The organism is Priestia sp. SIMBA_032, assembly GCF_046535215.1.
GTDB classification, from domain to species: domain Bacteria; phylum Bacillota; class Bacilli; order Bacillales; family Bacillaceae_H; genus Priestia; species Priestia aryabhattai.
On record NZ_JAWRXD010000022.1, the window covers coordinates 1 to 16,740 of the forward strand.

Annotated in this window: 18 protein-coding genes, 1 rRNA gene and 1 other annotated feature; all 19 genes read left to right on the forward strand. The window is 39.4% G+C overall.

The annotated features are described in order from the left end of the window. Nucleotides 1-76, forward strand: a 5S ribosomal RNA gene (gene rrf / locus SB717_RS40300); the annotation flags it as partial. Between the two features lie 235 nt (nt 77-311). After that, nucleotides 312-773, forward strand: a complete 462-nt coding sequence (locus SB717_RS28640) for a CtsR family transcriptional regulator (RefSeq protein WP_013054895.1) — start codon at nt 312-314, stop codon at nt 771-773. Nucleotides 774-814: 41 nt separating this feature from the next. Then, nucleotides 815-1,357 (forward strand): protein-arginine kinase activator protein McsA, encoded by a 543-nt coding sequence (gene mcsA / locus SB717_RS28645; RefSeq protein ID WP_074683728.1) that lies wholly within the window; start codon nt 815-817, stop codon nt 1,355-1,357. A gap of 3 nt (nt 1,358-1,360) precedes the next feature. Beyond that, a complete protein-coding gene (mcsB, locus tag SB717_RS28650; RefSeq protein ID WP_410906032.1) occupies nt 1,361-2,434 on the forward strand; it encodes a protein-arginine kinase McsB in 1,074 nt (357 codons plus the stop codon). A 20-nt stretch (nt 2,435-2,454) separates the two neighbouring features. Beyond that, nucleotides 2,455-4,896, forward strand: coding sequence for an ATP-dependent protease ATP-binding subunit ClpC (clpC, locus tag SB717_RS28655; protein WP_014462041.1), 2,442 nt, complete (start codon nt 2,455-2,457; stop codon nt 4,894-4,896). 123 nt (nt 4,897-5,019) lie between these two features. Next, nucleotides 5,020-6,396, forward strand: a complete 1,377-nt coding sequence (gene radA, locus SB717_RS28660; protein ID WP_013054899.1) for a DNA repair protein RadA — start codon at nt 5,020-5,022, stop codon at nt 6,394-6,396. A 3-nt stretch (nt 6,397-6,399) separates the two neighbouring features. After that, nucleotides 6,400-7,479 (forward strand): DNA integrity scanning diadenylate cyclase DisA, encoded by a 1,080-nt coding sequence (gene disA / locus SB717_RS28665; RefSeq protein WP_410906034.1) that lies wholly within the window; start codon nt 6,400-6,402, stop codon nt 7,477-7,479. A gap of 147 nt (nt 7,480-7,626) precedes the next feature. Then, nucleotides 7,627-8,724, forward strand: coding sequence for a PIN/TRAM domain-containing protein (locus SB717_RS28670; protein WP_014462040.1), 1,098 nt, complete (start codon nt 7,627-7,629; stop codon nt 8,722-8,724). A gap of 25 nt (nt 8,725-8,749) precedes the next feature. After that, nucleotides 8,750-9,451, forward strand: coding sequence for a 2-C-methyl-D-erythritol 4-phosphate cytidylyltransferase (gene ispD / locus SB717_RS28675; RefSeq protein ID WP_410906036.1), 702 nt, complete (start codon nt 8,750-8,752; stop codon nt 9,449-9,451). After that, nucleotides 9,448-9,927: a 2-C-methyl-D-erythritol 2,4-cyclodiphosphate synthase gene (gene ispF, locus SB717_RS28680; RefSeq protein ID WP_013054903.1), complete on the forward strand. Its 480-nt coding sequence runs from the start codon at nt 9,448-9,450 to the stop codon at nt 9,925-9,927. Before ispD ends, ispF begins: the two co-directional genes overlap by 4 nt. 105 nt (nt 9,928-10,032) lie before the next feature. Then, the gene (gene gltX, locus SB717_RS28685) at nt 10,033-11,490 is read left to right on the forward strand and encodes a glutamate--tRNA ligase (RefSeq protein WP_410906038.1); all 1,458 of its coding nucleotides are present in this window, start codon (nt 10,033-10,035) and stop codon (nt 11,488-11,490) included. Between the two features lie 39 nt (nt 11,491-11,529). Then, nucleotides 11,530-11,753 (forward strand) — a binding site (T-box leader). A gap of 72 nt (nt 11,754-11,825) precedes the next feature. Then, complete coding sequence (gene cysE, locus SB717_RS28690) at nt 11,826-12,482, forward strand: serine O-acetyltransferase (protein ID WP_013054905.1); 657 nt, start codon at nt 11,826-11,828, stop codon at nt 12,480-12,482. Further along, nucleotides 12,472-13,869, forward strand: coding sequence for a cysteine--tRNA ligase (gene cysS, locus SB717_RS28695; protein WP_025753194.1), 1,398 nt, complete (start codon nt 12,472-12,474; stop codon nt 13,867-13,869). Before cysE ends, cysS begins: the two co-directional genes overlap by 11 nt. 7 nt (nt 13,870-13,876) lie before the next feature. Beyond that, nucleotides 13,877-14,302: a Mini-ribonuclease 3 gene (locus SB717_RS28700; RefSeq protein WP_013054907.1), complete on the forward strand. Its 426-nt coding sequence runs from the start codon at nt 13,877-13,879 to the stop codon at nt 14,300-14,302. Continuing rightward, entirely contained in the window at nt 14,292-15,035 is a 744-nt protein-coding gene (gene rlmB, locus SB717_RS28705) for a 23S rRNA (guanosine(2251)-2'-O)-methyltransferase RlmB (protein ID WP_014462034.1), read from the forward strand. The genes SB717_RS28700 and rlmB overlap by 11 nt, the downstream gene beginning before the upstream one ends. Nucleotides 15,036-15,037: 2 nt before the next feature. Beyond that, nucleotides 15,038-15,547, forward strand: a complete 510-nt coding sequence (locus tag SB717_RS28710) for an NYN domain-containing protein (protein WP_013081364.1) — start codon at nt 15,038-15,040, stop codon at nt 15,545-15,547. Between the two features lie 68 nt (nt 15,548-15,615). Next, entirely contained in the window at nt 15,616-16,266 is a 651-nt protein-coding gene (gene sigH, locus SB717_RS28715; RefSeq protein WP_013054910.1) for an RNA polymerase sporulation sigma factor SigH, read from the forward strand. Between the two features lie 81 nt (nt 16,267-16,347). Continuing rightward, nucleotides 16,348-16,497 carry a 50S ribosomal protein L33 gene (gene rpmG, locus SB717_RS28720; RefSeq protein WP_013081365.1) on the forward strand — a complete coding sequence of 50 codons (150 nt, stop codon included), beginning with the start codon at nt 16,348-16,350 and terminating at the stop codon, nt 16,495-16,497. A 53-nt stretch (nt 16,498-16,550) separates the two neighbouring features. After that, entirely contained in the window at nt 16,551-16,730 is a 180-nt protein-coding gene (gene secE, locus SB717_RS28725) for a preprotein translocase subunit SecE (protein ID WP_013054912.1), read from the forward strand. Nucleotides 16,731-16,740: the final 10 nt, after the last annotated feature.

Genomic DNA, 16,740 nt, shown 5'->3' on the forward strand with positions numbered 1-16,740 from the left:
CGAACACGGAAGTTAAGCTCTTTAGCGCCAATGGTAGTTGGGACTTTGTCCCTGTGAGAGTAGGACGTTGCCAGGCACCTGAAAAAGGACTAGCTATTTTAGCTAGTCCTTTTTTGTTTACAATTTATTTGTTTTATGAAAAAGTATAGTAAGAACAATAAAATTCACAATTTGCAGGTTTTGAAATAAATTTTAGTGGCAACGATAAAAGTAAAGAATAAACTTTAATAGTACATAGTTGAAAATTTTTTCATTTCCTTTTATATTTAAATTAAGGTCAAATATAGTCAAAGTCAGAAGGAGGGGGCAGCGTGCCAAATATCTCTGACATTATCGAACAGTATTTAAAACAAGTACTTGAATTAAGTGAAAGAGAAATTGTTGAAATAAGGCGCAGTGAGATTGCTGATAAATTTCAATGCGTTCCGTCGCAAATTAATTACGTTATCAATACCCGTTTTACAGTTGAAAGAGGTTATCTTGTAGAAAGTAAGCGAGGCGGCGGCGGCTTTATTCGTATTGCAAAAGTAAAAATGCATGATGCAGCGGATTTGTTTCAGCAAGTAATTGAGATGATTCAAAATGAAATTTCACAAGTAAGTGCTGAAAATGTCATTATTAGGTTAGTTGAAGAAAAAGTCATCACAGAACGAGAAGCAAAAATCATGTTGAGCGTTATCAATCGTTCAGTTATTAATATTGAACTTCCTTATCGTGATGAGCTAAGAGCTAATCTTTTAAAAGCAATGCTTAATTCATTACGCTACCGATAAGCTCATGATCTATTTTATTTAGAACAGGGAGTGATGACAGGATGATTTGTCAGCAGTGTGAAACGAGACCTGCAACTCTTCACTTCACAAAAATTATTAATGGTGAAAAGACGGAGATGCATGTATGTGAACAATGCGCTTCAGAAAATGGAGATGCATTTTCTTTTTCAAATCAGCAAGGTTTTTCAATCAATAACTTACTAGCTGGCCTACTTAACCTAGACCCAGCAGTAGCTGAAAATTATAAGCAACAAAGTCAGGAGGTTCTTTCTTGTCCTACTTGTGGCATGACATATCAAAAATTTGCTAAAATCGGCAGGTTTGGATGTGCAGATTGCTACAAAACATTTGAGCGACCTCTTATTCCTTTCTTGAAGAGGCTGCATGGAGGTAATTATCTGCATCATGGAAAAATACCAGCAAGAATTGCAAGTAATCTTCATTTAAAAAAGGAATTACAGGCATTAAGATTGAACTTAAAAGAGTATATCGAAAAAGAGGAGTTTGAGAAAGCAGCTGAACTCCGAGATCACATTCGATTACTAGAAAAGAAGATGAACGAATCGAGAGAGGAGGAAGCGTAATTCATGTCCCAGGATTTGTTCTTTTCCCAGCCTGTTAGCTCTTGGATGCGTCAAGAAGCTTCGAATTCAGATATTGTTCTAAGCAGTCGAATCAGGCTGGCTCGAAATTTAACTCATTATCTTTTTCCAACTCTCTTTTCTAAAGAACAAGCAGTTGAAGTGGTTCGAGTATTCGAGCAAGTTTTTCAAAAAAGCGAAAACACCAATCAGTGGAATTTGCATTTACTAAAGATGAACGAATTACAGCCTCTTCAAAAGCAAGTGTTGGTTGAAAAGCACCTTATCAGTCCTAACTTGGCTGAAGGAGATAACAACGGAGCTTGTTTTTTATCAGAAAAAGAAGATTTGAGTATTATGGTTAATGAAGAAGATCATTTACGCATACAATGTTTATTTCCAGGCCTTCAATTATCTGAAGCTTTAAGCACAGCGAATAAAGTAGATAATTGGATTGAGAAATACGTAGATTATGCGTTTGATGAAAATAGAGGGTATTTAACCAGCTGTCCCACAAATGTGGGTACTGGGCTACGTGCATCTGTGATGATGCATCTGCCGGCTTTAGTGATGACCCGTCAAATTCATCGTATTATTCCCGCTATTAACCAGCTGGGCTTAGTGGTGAGAGGAATTTATGGAGAAGGTAGCGAAGCTTTAGGGAATATCTTTCAAATTTCTAATCAGATAACCTTAGGGAAATCTGAAGAAGATATTGTGGCAGATTTAAATAGTGTCGTACAGCAGTTAATTACACAAGAGCACTCTGCAAGAGACGCGCTGTTTAAAACATCTCATGTAGAGTTAGAAGATCGAGTTTATCGTTCATATGGAGTATTGGCCAATAGCCGTATTATTGAGTCAAAAGAAGCTTCACAATGTTTATCAGATGTTCGATTAGGAATCGATTTAGGGTATATAAAAGGACTGAGTCAAAATATATTGAATGAACTTATCATTATGACGCAGCCAGGCTTTTTACAAAAGTATTCGGGAGGGCCCCTAAAGCCTCAAGAACGTGACATTAAAAGAGCCACCTTAATTCGAGAACGTCTCACTATAAATAAAAACATAAATTAAACGTGGAGGGTGACGATTATATGATGTTTGGTAGATTTACAGAGCGCGCACAAAAAGTATTAGCTTTAGCACAGGAAGAAGCACTACGCCTAGGTCACAACAACATTGGAACGGAGCACATTTTATTAGGTATCGTTCGTGAAGGTGAAGGAATTGCAGCAAAAGCTCTTTCTGCTCTAGGCCTAAGCACTGAAAAAATTCAAAAAGAAGTGGAAGCATTAATTGGCAGAGGCCAAGAATTAACGCAGACCATTCATTATACACCTCGAGCGAAAAAAGTAATTGAACTTTCAATGGATGAAGCCCGAAAGCTTGGTCATTCTTATGTAGGAACAGAACATATCTTACTAGGCTTAATTCGTGAAGGTGAAGGCGTTGCAGCACGCGTTTTAAATAATCTAGGTGTCAGCCTAAATAAGGCTCGTCAGCAAGTACTTCATTTATTAGGTAGCAATGAAGCTGCTTCAAGCCATCAAGGCGGAGGCTCTTCAAATGCCAATACACCTACCCTAGACAGCTTAGCACGCGATTTAACAGTGGTAGCGCGCGAAGGAAGTCTAGATCCTGTTATCGGACGTGGGAAAGAAATTCAGCGTGTTATTGAAGTGTTAAGCCGACGTACAAAAAACAATCCTGTATTAATTGGGGAGCCGGGTGTCGGTAAAACGGCAATCGCTGAAGGTTTGGCTCAGCAAATCGTCAACAATGAAGTTCCAGAAATTTTACGTGACAAACGCGTTATGACTTTGGATATGGGAACAGTCGTTGCTGGTACAAAATACCGCGGAGAATTTGAAGACCGCCTGAAGAAAGTAATGGATGAAATTCGTCAAGCAGGTAATATTATTCTCTTTATCGATGAGTTACACACATTAATTGGCGCAGGTGGCGCAGAAGGTGCGATCGATGCCTCTAATATTTTAAAACCGTCTCTTGCTCGTGGAGAACTTCAGTGTATCGGTGCTACGACTTTAGATGAGTACAGAAAATACATTGAAAAAGATGCAGCGTTAGAGCGTCGCTTCCAGCCGATTCAAGTGGATGAACCAACGTTGGAAGAGTCTATTCAAATCTTAAAAGGGCTTCGTGACCGTTATGAAGCGCATCACCGAGTATCTATTTCTGATGAGGCAATCGAGCAAGCGGTGAAACTATCAGATCGCTACATTTCAGATCGTTTCTTACCGGATAAAGCAATCGATTTAATTGATGAAGCTGGTTCAAAAGTGCGTTTACGTTCATTTACAACGCCGCCAAATTTAAAGGAATTAGAGCAAAAATTAGAATCAGTACGCAATGAAAAAGATGCGTCTGTTCAAAGTCAAGAGTTTGAAAAAGCAGCATCTTTACGCGATACAGAACAACGCCTACGCGAAGAATTAGAAGACACAAAGAAAATTTGGAAAGAGCAGCAAGGTAAAGAAAACTCAGCTGTAACCGTAGAAGATATTGCGATGGTGGTATCTAGCTGGACGGGTGTACCGGTCTCTAAACTGGCACAGGAAGAGACAGAAAGACTGCTGAACATGGAAGAGATTCTTCACTCTCGTGTAATCGGCCAAGAAGAAGCGGTAAAAGCCGTTGCAAAAGCTGTGCGCCGTGCTAGAGCAGGCTTGAAAGATCCAAAACGTCCAATTGGTTCATTCATTTTCTTAGGACCAACAGGGGTTGGTAAAACAGAGCTTGCACGCGCATTAGCGGAGTCAATCTTCGGCGATGAAGATGCAATGATTCGTATCGATATGTCTGAGTACATGGAGAAACATTCTACTTCACGCTTAGTAGGTTCACCTCCAGGATATGTTGGATACGAAGAAGGCGGCCAGTTAACGGAAAAAGTAAGAAGAAAACCTTACTCAGTTGTTCTTTTAGACGAAATTGAAAAAGCACATCCGGATGTATTTAATATTTTATTACAAGTGTTAGAAGATGGACGCTTAACAGATTCAAAAGGCCGTACAGTTGATTTCCGTAATACGATTTTAATTATGACATCAAACGTAGGTGCGGATACATTAAAACGAAGCAAGCACTTAGGGTTCACAGTAGAAGCAGAAGGGCAAGACTACAAAGATATGAAAGGAAAAGTAATGGCGGAAATGAAGCGCGCATTCCGTCCGGAGTTCCTAAACCGTATCGATGAAATTATCGTCTTCCATTCATTAGAGAAACCTCACTTAGCTGAAATCGTTAAATTAATGGCGGATCAGTTAACAAAACGCTTAAAAGAGCAAGAAATTGATCTTGAATTAACAAAAGAAGCAATTGATAAGATTGCAGAGGAAGGTTTTGACCCAGAATACGGTGCTCGTCCACTTCGTAGAGCAATTCAAAAACATATTGAAGACCGTTTATCTGAAGAGCTGCTAAAAGGGGTTGTTCAAAAAGGTCAGAAAGTGACGCTAGATGTAGACAAAGGAGAATTTGTTGTTAAATCCTCCGCTCCAAGCAGCATCAGCTAAATTTACTCAAACCAAGACGAGGCATACGAAAAAACACGTATGCCTCCCTTTTTATTTTAGCTTAGGAAATAGTGTACAATAGAGATAGAAATCGATTGAATGAACGGAGAGATTGATAACATAATGGCGAAACGAAAAACAAAATTTGCATGTCAGCATTGCGGATATGAATCAGCAAAATGGATGGGGAAATGTCCCGGATGCGGAAGCTGGAATTCGATGGTAGAAGAAATGGAAGAAACGAAATCATCACGCCGAGGAGCTTTTTCCGGAGCTACTGCTTCTAAAGTTCAAAAACCTCAGTCAATTACAGCGATTGAATCTACAACAGAACCACGAATTTTCACACCTTCTGCAGAGTTAAATCGTGTATTAGGAGGAGGTATTGTCAGAGGGTCACTCGTTTTAATAGGGGGAGATCCGGGTATCGGAAAGTCTACTTTACTTTTGCAAACCTCCGCGCAGTTAGCAATGAAACAAAATAAAGTACTATATATTTCGGGAGAGGAATCAACGAAACAAACGAAGTTAAGAGCGGACAGGCTAGGTGTAAAAGCTGAAGAACTTTATGTTCACGCAGAAACAAACTTAGAATTAATACTAGAGGCCATCTCAAGCATGCAGCCTGATTTTGTGGTTATTGATTCAATTCAAACCATTTACCATGCTGATGTGACATCAGCGCCAGGAAGCGTCTCACAGGTGCGAGAGTGTACGGCTGAACTAATGCGTGTTGCTAAAACGAATGGAATTGCCATCTTTATTGTGGGTCATGTAACGAAAGAAGGGGCCATTGCAGGTCCAAGACTTCTTGAACATATGGTGGATACGGTTCTTTACTTTGAAGGAGAGCGTCATCATACTTATCGTATATTAAGAGCGGTTAAGAACCGATTTGGATCTACAAATGAAATGGGCATTTTTGAAATGAAAGAAAGCGGGCTAGAAGAAGTATTGAATCCATCTGAAATCTTTCTAGAAGAACGGTCTCAGGGAGCAGCAGGGTCGGTTGTTGTCGCTTCGATGGAGGGGACAAGACCCGTATTAGTAGAGCTGCAGGCGCTAATCAGTCCAACGAGCTTTGGAAACCCTAGAAGAATGGCGACAGGAGTAGATCATAATCGCGTTTCGCTTATCATGGCTGTCTTAGAAAAGCGTGTAGGAATGCTGCTGCAGAATCAAGATGCTTATTTAAAAGTAGCAGGTGGAGTGAAATTAGATGAACCAGCAATCGATTTAGCTGTAGCCGTTAGCATTGCTTCAAGCTTCAGAGATGCTGCTTCTAGCGCTACAGATGTTATTGTAGGAGAGGTAGGATTAACAGGTGAAGTACGCCGAGTGTCTAGAATTGAACAGCGCGTTCAAGAAGCGGTAAAATTAGGGTTCCAACGAATTATTATCCCGGAGAAAAATTTAGGAGGATGGAAAGTCCCAGATGGTATTGATGTGATTGGGGTATCAACAGTAGCGGAGGCTCTGCAATATACATTAGGAGGATAAGCAGTGGAAGGAGAAAAAACAACAGTTAGTCAAAAACAAATATCAGAAATTCTGCAGTTTGTAGCACCAGGAACCCCTATTCGTGACGGTATCGATAACGTCTTGCGGGCAAAGACGGGCGGCTTAATTGTTATGGGCTACAATGAACAAGTCAAAAAGATGGTAGATGGAGGATTTTCGATTAATTGTGCGTTTACACCTGCGCATTTATACGAGTTAGCCAAAATGGATGGAGCGCTTATTTTAAACGACAGCGGAAGCAAGATATTATTTGCTAATGCTCAGCTCATGCCAGATCCCTCTACTCCTTCTTCACAGACAGGAATGCGTCACCGTACAGCCGAGCGCGTAGCTAAGCAGTCAGGTGTATTGGTGATAGCCATTTCACAAAGACGAAATGTGATTACGCTTTACAAAGGGTCTCTGCAGTATGTATTGAAAGACATTAGCGTTATTTTAGCAAAAGCCAATCAAGCGCTTGGAACCCTTGAAAAGTACAAGGCGGTATTAGACGAATCGATTACAAGTCTCAGTGCATTAGAGTTTGAAGAGCAAGTAACTCATACAGATGTGCTGCAGTCGCTTCATCGTATAGAAATGGTTCTGCGTATTAAAAATGAAATTTTGAGCTATATTAGCGAGTTAGGAACAGAAGGAAGACTAATCCGTCTCCAAATGAATGAACTGCTTTCTCACTTAGAGGAAGAAGCAACTTTATTAATCAAAGATTATATGTATGACCTCAGCTTTGACCCTTACCGAGTAATTGAACGCATGCAGCAGCCGTCAAATAATGTTCTTCTCGATGACCAAACGCTCCTTCGCTTAATGGGATATCCTATGTATACAAGCTTTGAAGACAGCGTTATTCCTAGAGGGTATCGAATGCTTCATAAAATTCCAAGACTTCCATCGATTATTATTGAAAATCTCATTGATGAATTAGGGGATTTAAAAACGATAGCAGATGCGTCAGTAGAAGAATTGGATGAGGTAGAAGGCATCGGTGAAATTCGAGCACGGAAAATTAGAGAAGGCCTAAAAAGACTAAAAGAGCAGCATCTTACAAACCGTCAGCTATAGGATATTAATTGACATTAAATGTTTGATTCATTAAGATATTGTGAAAATACAAAAAAAGTGACAGTTTGTTTACAAATTCTGTTTTTTGGTTAAATAACAGGTTTCAATCACTGTAAACTGTTTATAATGATAAAGGGAGGTGAAGGCGTGTTAAAACGTTTTGTACAGTTATTTTTTATTATTACAGGTGGTACATTGGGCGTCTTTTTTATACCTGAACTTATTCAATTATTAAATCTGCAAGATGTAGCATTTCTAGAAAAACCTTACGTCGATGCAATACTGGGAGCTATTTTGTTTTTCCTTGTCACGTTTTGGATTGTTGATTATATAGTTGAATTAATTCGCCGAGTGGAAGAGGCGTTACTGAAGGCGCCTGTAACGGATGTACTTTTTGGTAGCTTAGGATTGATTTTAGGGCTTATTGTAGCCTACTTGGTCGGAGCTTTTTTAGGAAGAATTCAACTTCAAGTAGTAAGTACCATTTTACCAATCTTTCTAAGTATTCTTTTAGGTTACTTAGGGTTTCAAGTCGGCTTTAAAAAACGTGATGAGCTTGTGAACGTGTTTTCGATGCCATCTCGAATTGGGAAGAAAAAAGGGCAAGAAGAAGAAGCAGATAATGAAGAATCACTAAAGTCTCTTAAAATTTTAGATACAAGCGTTATTATTGACGGCCGTATCGCAGATATTTGTCAAACAGGATTTTTAGACGGAACGATTGTTATTCCGCGCTTTGTGCTTGAGGAACTTCAGCATATTGCTGATTCGTCGGATGTTTTAAAACGAAACAGAGGTAGACGAGGTCTAGATATTCTAAACCGTATTCAAAAGGAACTGGCAATGAAGGTAGAAATTTATGAAGGCGATTTCGAAGACATTCAAGAAGTGGACAGTAAGCTGGTCAAATTGGCAAAGTTGACTTCCGGATTGGTCGTTACAAACGATTTTAATTTAAATAAAGTATGTGAACTTCAAAATGTCGGCGTCTTAAATATTAATGACTTAGCAAATGCGGTCAAGCCAATTGTGCTTCCGGGAGAAGAAATGAACGTGCTGGTTATAAAAGACGGTAAAGAGCATAATCAAGGTATTGCCTATCTTGATGACGGTACAATGATCGTGGTAGAAGAAGGAAGAAATTACATTGGAAAGCAAATTGATGTACTGGTGACGAGCGTACTCCAAACCTCAGCAGGCCGTATGATTTTTGCGAAACCCAAGTTATTAGAAAAAGCACTGTGACGTAACAGGTAAAGGGAGTATACCTATGAAGTATGAAATTATCGTTTTAGCTGCAGGGCAGGGGAAGCGAATGAAAGCGGGGCGGAACAAACAATTTTTAACTATTCAAAACGTTCCGCTTATCATTCATACGCTGCAAAAATTCGAACAAGATCCTTGGTGCAGTGGAATTGTGCTAGTCGTAAACGAAAAAGAAGTGGCGATCTTTGAAGAGTTATTAACCGAATATCCAATTCAAAAGGTTCAATCATTGACAGTTGGAGGCGATGAACGTCAACATAGCGTTTATAACGGCCTTAAAAGTTTAAAGCAGGCTCAGATGGTATTAATTCATGATGGCGCTCGTCCATTTGTTCAACAAAACACAATCCATGAGTTAGTAGAAAAAGCTGCTAGTGATAAGGCTGCTGTGCTGGCTGTTCCAGTAAAAGACACAATTAAGCGTGTGGAACAGGGTACTGTCATTGAAACAGTTGAGCGCTCTAGCTTGTGGGCTATTCAAACGCCGCAGGCTTTTCTTTTTGATGTAGTAATGGATGCACACGAAAAAGCAAAAACAAATGAATACTTAGGCACCGATGATGCAAGCTTAGTAGAAAAAGCGGGGCAAAAAGTATCGATTGTAGAGGGAAATTACGATAATATAAAACTAACAACACCAGAAGATTTGTTATATGCAGAAGCTATATTAACAAAGCTAAACACAGCTAAAGGAGTGAAAAAATGAACATTCGAGTAGGACAAGGTTTCGACGTACATGAATTTGCAGAAGGAAGACCTTTAATCATCGGCGGTTTAGAAATTCCGTATGAAAAAGGATTATTAGGCCATTCAGATGCAGATGTGCTGTTACATACAATCGCAGATGCCTTATTAGGAGCGGCGGCTAAAGGAGATATCGGAAAGCATTTTCCAGATACAGACCCTGAATTTAAAGATGCTGATTCAGCAAAGCTTCTTCAACATGTATGGAAACTATTAAAAGATGAAGGCTATGAATTAAGCAATGTAGATTGCACGATTATTGCGCAAAAACCTAAAATGGCTCCTTACATTGAACCAATGAGAGAGCGTATTGCGCAGCTGTTAGAAGCAAGCATTTCTCAAATTAACGTCAAGGCAACAACAACAGAAAAGTTAGGTTTTACGGGACGCGAAGAAGGAATTGCTGCCCAAGCAGCCGTTTTAGTTTATCAAAAATAAAAACAGTTGACTTTGACAGATACCTATTTGGTGATAAAATTAGAACATGTCTAAAACATATAAATACATACTATAAGTAATATTAAATTGGAGGTCATCTTAGTTATGTCAAGCGAAGTAAGAGTTCGTTATGCCCCGAGTCCAACTGGACATCTTCATATAGGGAATGCAAGAACAGCACTATTTAATTATTTATTTGCACGAAATCAAAACGGTAAATTTATTATCCGTATTGAAGATACAGATCAAAAGCGTAATATCGAAGGCGGAGAAGAAAGTCAGCTGCGCTATTTAAAATGGTTAGGTATTGAATGGGATGAGAGTATCGACGTAGGCGGCGAGTACGGTCCTTATCGCCAGTCTGAACGTACGGAAATCTATCAAAAATATACGGAAGAACTTCTTGAAAAAGGATTAGCTTATCACTGTTACTGTACGTCAGAGGAGCTTGAAAAAGAGCGTGAAGAACAGCAGGCGAACAGTCAAATGCCTCGCTACTCAGGTAAATGCCGCAACTTAACAGCTGAACAGCGTGCTGAACTAGAAGCAGAAGGTCGTGAGCCAAGCATTCGCTTCCGTGTTCCTAGCAACACAGAAATTAAGTGGAATGATATAGTTAAAGATGAAGTATCATTTGAGTCTGAAGGCATTGGTGATTTCGTTATTGTGAAAAAAGACGGTACACCAACATATAACTACGCTGTAGCCATTGATGATTATCTAATGAAGATGACACATGTTCTACGTGGAGATGATCATATTTCCAATACACCGAAGCAAATTCTTGTGTATGAAGCTTTAGGCTGGAGGCCTCCTGTATTTGGTCATATGACGTTAATCGTAAATGAAAATCGTCGCAAGCTAAGTAAACGTGATGAGTCAATCATTCAGTTTATTGAGCAATATAAAGAATTAGGCTACTTGCCAGAAGCACTGTTTAATTTTATTACAATGCTTGGCTGGTCACCTGTGGGAGAAGAAGAAATCTTCTCTAAAGAACAGTTTATTGAAATTTTTGATCCAGCTCGTTTATCAAAATCTCCAGCACTATTTGATACAAGCAAATTACGTTGGATGAACAACCAATACATGAAACAATTGGATTTAGACGAGGTAGTAGCTTTATCAGTTCCTCACTTAGTGAAAGCTGGAAAAGTTGAAGAAACGCGCGATGCAGAAACAGAACAATGGGTACGTGACTTAATCGCTCTATACCAAGAACAAATGAGCTTTGGCGCTGAGATTGTTGAATTGACTGAAATGTTCTTTAAGAAAGAAATTGATTACAGTGAAGAAGCAAAAGCAGTACTTGCTGAAGAGCAAGTACCGGAAGTGTTAAAAGCATTTGCTGAAGAGATTTCTTCCTTAGAAGAATTCAGCGCTGATGAAATTAAGGCAGCAACAAAGGCTGTACAAAAAGCAACAGGTCAAAAAGGTAAAAAACTATTTATGCCAATTCGTGTAGCAACAACAGGGGAAACACACGGCCCTGAGCTTCCAAAAGCTATTTCTCTTTTAGGGAAAGAAACAGTTTTAGCTCGTCTAGAAAGCATTTATAGTTAACAAATTTCTATTTTGCCCATATGATAAAATAATCAAATATGGATATCGTTGAGAAGGAAGAGTAGGCAAGTTCATTGCATATCAGAGAGGGTTATCACCGGCTGAAAGTAACCTATGACAAAACTTGTTGAAGTGCGCCTTTGAGTCTTTTGTTGAATGCTACTAAGTAAGTAGGCAAAAGCGGGTACTTTCACGTTATGAGAGAAGAGTTGGGATTGTTTGTTGATCCAAACAGAGTGGAACCGCGTATATACGTCTCTGTGTCATTTGACATAGAGGCGTTTTTTAATACAATCAATGAGTAGATAGAGGAATAGCGGAATTGGGGTGAGATGATGCTAAAGTTGTTAAAGGAAGACATTGAAGCCATATTTGAACAAGATCCTGCAGCAAGAAGTTATATTGAAGTGATATTAACCTATTCGGGGTTGCATGCTATTTGGGCACATAGATTAGCTCACGGGCTTTTTAAAAGAAAGTGGTTTTTTCTGGCGCGTGTAATCTCACAAATTAGCCGATTCTTCACAGGGATTGAAATCCATCCGGGTGCGAAAATTGGCCGCCGCTTTTTTATTGACCACGGAATGGGAATTGTTATTGGGGAAACGTGCGAAATTGGAGATAATGTAACAGTATATCAAGGAGTAACACTCGGAGGAACAGGGAAAGAAAAAGGAAAGCGTCACCCGACGATTGAAGACAATGTCTTAATTGCAACAGGTGCTAAAGTGCTAGGGTCGATTACGATTCATGCGCACTCCAAAATTGGAGCAGGCTCAGTTGTGTTAAATGACGTCCCAGAAAACTCAACGGTTGTTGGTATCCCTGGCCGAGTCGTCATTCAAAATGGCGTCCGGATTCCAAAAGATTTGAATCATCAAGATTTGCCAGATCCAGATGCAGAGCGTTTCAAACAGCTAGAGAAAGAAATTTTACACCTGCAAAATCAATTAAAGGAATTAAAAGAAGGGAAGATTCACCATGGCAATTAAGCTATATAACACGTTAACACGTCAAAAAGAGACGTTTGTACCGCTGGAAGAAAACAAAGTCAAAATGTACGTGTGCGGACCGACCGTGTATAACTATATTCATATTGGAAATGCGCGTCCTGCGATCGTATTTGATACGGTGCGCCGCTATTTAGAATTTAGAGGCTACGACGTGGAGTATGTCTCAAACTTCACAGATGTGGATGATAAATTAATTAAGGCAGCAAAAGAGTTAGGAGAAGATGTTCCAACGATCGCAAACCGCTTTATCGATGCCTACTTTGAAGATACGTCAGCTCTTGGATGCAAGCATGCCGATGTGCATCCACGCGTAACTGAAAATATGGATATCATTATTGAGTTCATTGATGAACTAGTGAAAAAAGGCTATGCGTATGAGTCAGAGGGAGATGTATACTATCGTACGCGTAAGTTTGAAGGGTATGGAAAATTATCACATCAATCCATTGATGAATTGCAATCTGGTGCTCGTATCGAAGTTGGAGAAAAGAAAGAAGACCCATTAGACTTTACTCTTTGGAAAGCAACCAAAGATGGAGAGATTGCATGGGATAGCCCTTGGGGTCAAGGAAGACCGGGCTGGCATATCGAGTGCTCAGCGATGGCACGCAAGTATTTAGGTGATACAATTGATATCCACGCAGGCGGTCAGGATTTAGCTTTCCCTCATCACGAAAATGAAATTGCCCAATCAGAAGCGCTCACTGGGAAATCGTTTGCGAAATACTGGCTTCATAACGGATATATCAATATTGATAATGAAAAGATGTCTAAATCACTAGGGAATTTCGTGTTAGTTCATGACATTATTAAAAAGCATGATCCTTCCCTACTTCGATTCTTTATTTTATCTGTTCACTATCGTCACCCAATTAACTATAACGAAGAAATTTTAGAGAATACGCGCAAAGGGTTTGAGCGTCTGCAAACAGCTTACGGCAACTTAACTCACCGTCTAGAAGCAGCAACAAATCTTCAAGAAGATGCTTCAGAATGGTTCGAAAAGCTAAAAGAGCTTCGCGAAACCTTTGTTGAAGAGATGGATGATGACTTTAATACGGCAAATGCCATTTCTGTTCTGTTCGAGCTAGCAAAGCAAGCTAACTTGTATTTATTAGAACAAACAACGTCTACAGATGTAATTGAAGCCTTTATTAAAGAGTTTAAAGAATTAGGTGCTGCAATAGGTATTACGTTTGGAGAAGCTGAACTTCTAGACGAAGAAATTGATCAATTGATCCAAGATCGTATTCAAGCTCGTAAAGATCGTAATTTCCAATTAGCAGATCAAATTCGAGATGAATTAAAGGCTAAAAATATTATTTTAGAAGATACGGCACAAGGAACAAGATGGAAAAGAGGATAATAGTGTTATGAGCAGCAGTAAATTAGATGTAAAACAGCTAAATAGCTTAGCTCTTGCTTATATGGGTGATGCGGTGTTTGATTTACATGTTCGCCGCCACCTGCTGGTGTTAGGGACAGTGCGCCCTAACCAGCTTCATAATAAAGCTAAAAAATACGTATCAGCAAAAGCACAAGCGCAAATCGTATATTATTTTAAAAATGAAAACTTTTTTACTGAAGAAGAAGAAGGTGTACTGCGCCGAGGACGCAATGCAAAGTCCGGTACAGTCCCTAAAAACACAGATGTGCAAACGTATCGCTACAGTACGGCATTTGAAGCGGTCGTAGGCTATTTGTATCTTTTAGGTGAAGAAGAAAGAATGATGGAACTTATTACTAAAGCTATCTCTTTCGTCGATGAAGGAGAGGGAGGAATGAATCATGGAACATGAATTTATCATTGGACGTAATCCGGTCCTAGAAGCCCTAAAGTCTGGGCGTGACATTAACAAACTATGGATTGCCGAAGGATCGCAAGGCGGTTCTATGGGGCAAATCACGCAGTTAGCAAAACGTAATGGTGTATTGGTGCAGTTTGTGCCGAAAAAGAAAATTGAGCAAATGGTTGACGGTATTCATCAAGGAGTAGCTGCACAAGTTGCTGCTTATCAGTATGCAGAGTTAGATGATTTATTTAACTTAGCGGAAAAACGTAATGAAAGTCCGTTTTTTCTTCTGTTAGATGAACTTGAAGATCCCCATAATTTAGGTTCTATTATGCGAACAGCCGATGCCGTTGGCGCACACGGTATTATTATTCCAAAGCGCCGTTCAGTTGGATTAACGGCCACTGTAGCAAAGGCGTCTACAGGAGCGATTGAACATATTCCTGTAGCAAGGGTAACAAACCTATCAAGGACGATTGATGAATTAAAAGATCGAGGCGTATGGATTGTTGGAACGGATGCGAAAGAAAGTGACGATTACCGCAACTTAGATGGAGGTATGCCGCTTACGTTAGTGATTGGAAGCGAAGGAAAAGGCATGAGTCGTTTGATTCGTGAAAAATGCGACTTCCTTGTACAGCTTCCAATGGTTGGGCATGTTACATCGTTAAATGCATCTGTAGCAGCTAGTCTTCTCATGTATGAGGTTTACCGAAAACGCCATCCTCTAGGTGAATAAGAATGGATATTCTACTGGTGGATGGTTATAACATGATAGGTGCGTGGCCCGACCTAAGAAAGCTTAGAGATAATGATTTAGCGGGTGCTCGAGACCTGTTAATTGAAAAGATGGCAGAGTATCAAGCATATATGGGGTATCGTGTCATTATTGTCTTCGATGCTCATATGGTCGAAGGAATTGAAAAGAAGGCAAAAAATCATAAGGTTGACGTTGTATTTACAAGAGAAAATGAAACAGCGGATGAGTACATTGAAAAGCTGGCTCAAGAGCTAAACAATGTAAAGACACAGATTCATGTTGCTACATCTGATTTTACGGAGCAGTGGGCAATCTTTGGACAAGGTGCGCTTAGAATTTCTGCTCGAGAATTGTACAACGAAATTGAGCAAATTGAGAAACATATTAATCTTGATGTGAAGTCTATTCAAAATCAAAAGCCAGCGGCACGCATTCAACTTTCCAATCAAGTAGCCGAAATTTTCGAAAAATGGCGTCGGGGACAGCGGTGAGGTTATTGACGGTACGGAATTAGCTACTGTATAATATTTCTATCTACTGTGCGGTCGGGGGGATCGATATGGGCGATAATTATGGGAGAAAACTGCATGCTCATTTCGAACAACAAGAGGATGAAACAGTTGTCGATCTTGTGCATAAAGGCGATATTGACGCATTAGAGTATTTGATTCATAAATACAAAAACTTTGTGCGAGCAAAGGCGCGGTCGTATTTTTTAATTGGGGCAGACCGTGAAGATATTGTACAAGAAGGTATGATAGGGTTATACAAGGCAATTAGAGATTTTAGAGAAGATAAGCTAACTTCGTTTAAAGCTTTTGCTGAACTTTGCATTACCAGGCAAATTATTACCGCTATTAAAACCGCAACAAGGCAAAAACATATTCCATTAAACTCTTATGTATCATTGGACAAGCCAATATATGATGAAGAGTCCGACCGAACCTTAATGGACGTTATTTCGGGGACAAAAGTAGCAAATCCAGAAGAGTTGCTCATTAATCGAGAGAAGTTTGATGATATTGAATTAAAGATGGCTGAACTGTTAAGTGATCTTGAGCGAAAAGTTCTCGTTCTTTATTTAGATGGTCAATCTTATCAAGAGATTTCAGAAGAGTTAAACCGCCACGTCAAATCCATCGATAATGCACTTCAGCGTGTGAAGAGGAAATTAGAGCGCTACCTCGAAATTCGTGAAATCACAATGTAGCCTTCTATCCTCATATTGACATGCTAAGAAAGTCTGTGATACTTTTTTATAGACATTATCACTCTATAGGTGGTTGACATTATGCGTAAAAAAGTTGTACTTGCGTGTGTGCAATGCGCTAGTCGTAACTATACGACTATGAAAAACACACAGCAAAACGAAGAGCGTTTAGAAATGAAGAAGTTTTGCAAAACGTGTAACGCACATACGATTCATCGTGAAACAAAGTAGATCAATAATCTGCACAGACTAATACCCCTTTTAATTTATTGGAGGTTACAAACATGAACCGTGTAGGAAATTTCTTGCGTGATGTTGGGCGTGAGATGAAGAAGGTAAGTTGGCCTAAAAAAAATGAGCTAACTCGTTATACAATTACTGTTATTTCTACAGTTGTATTTATGACACTCTTTTTTGTAGTAGTTGATTACGGAATTTCGTCACTTATTCGTTTAATCCCTTGAATAAATTGAC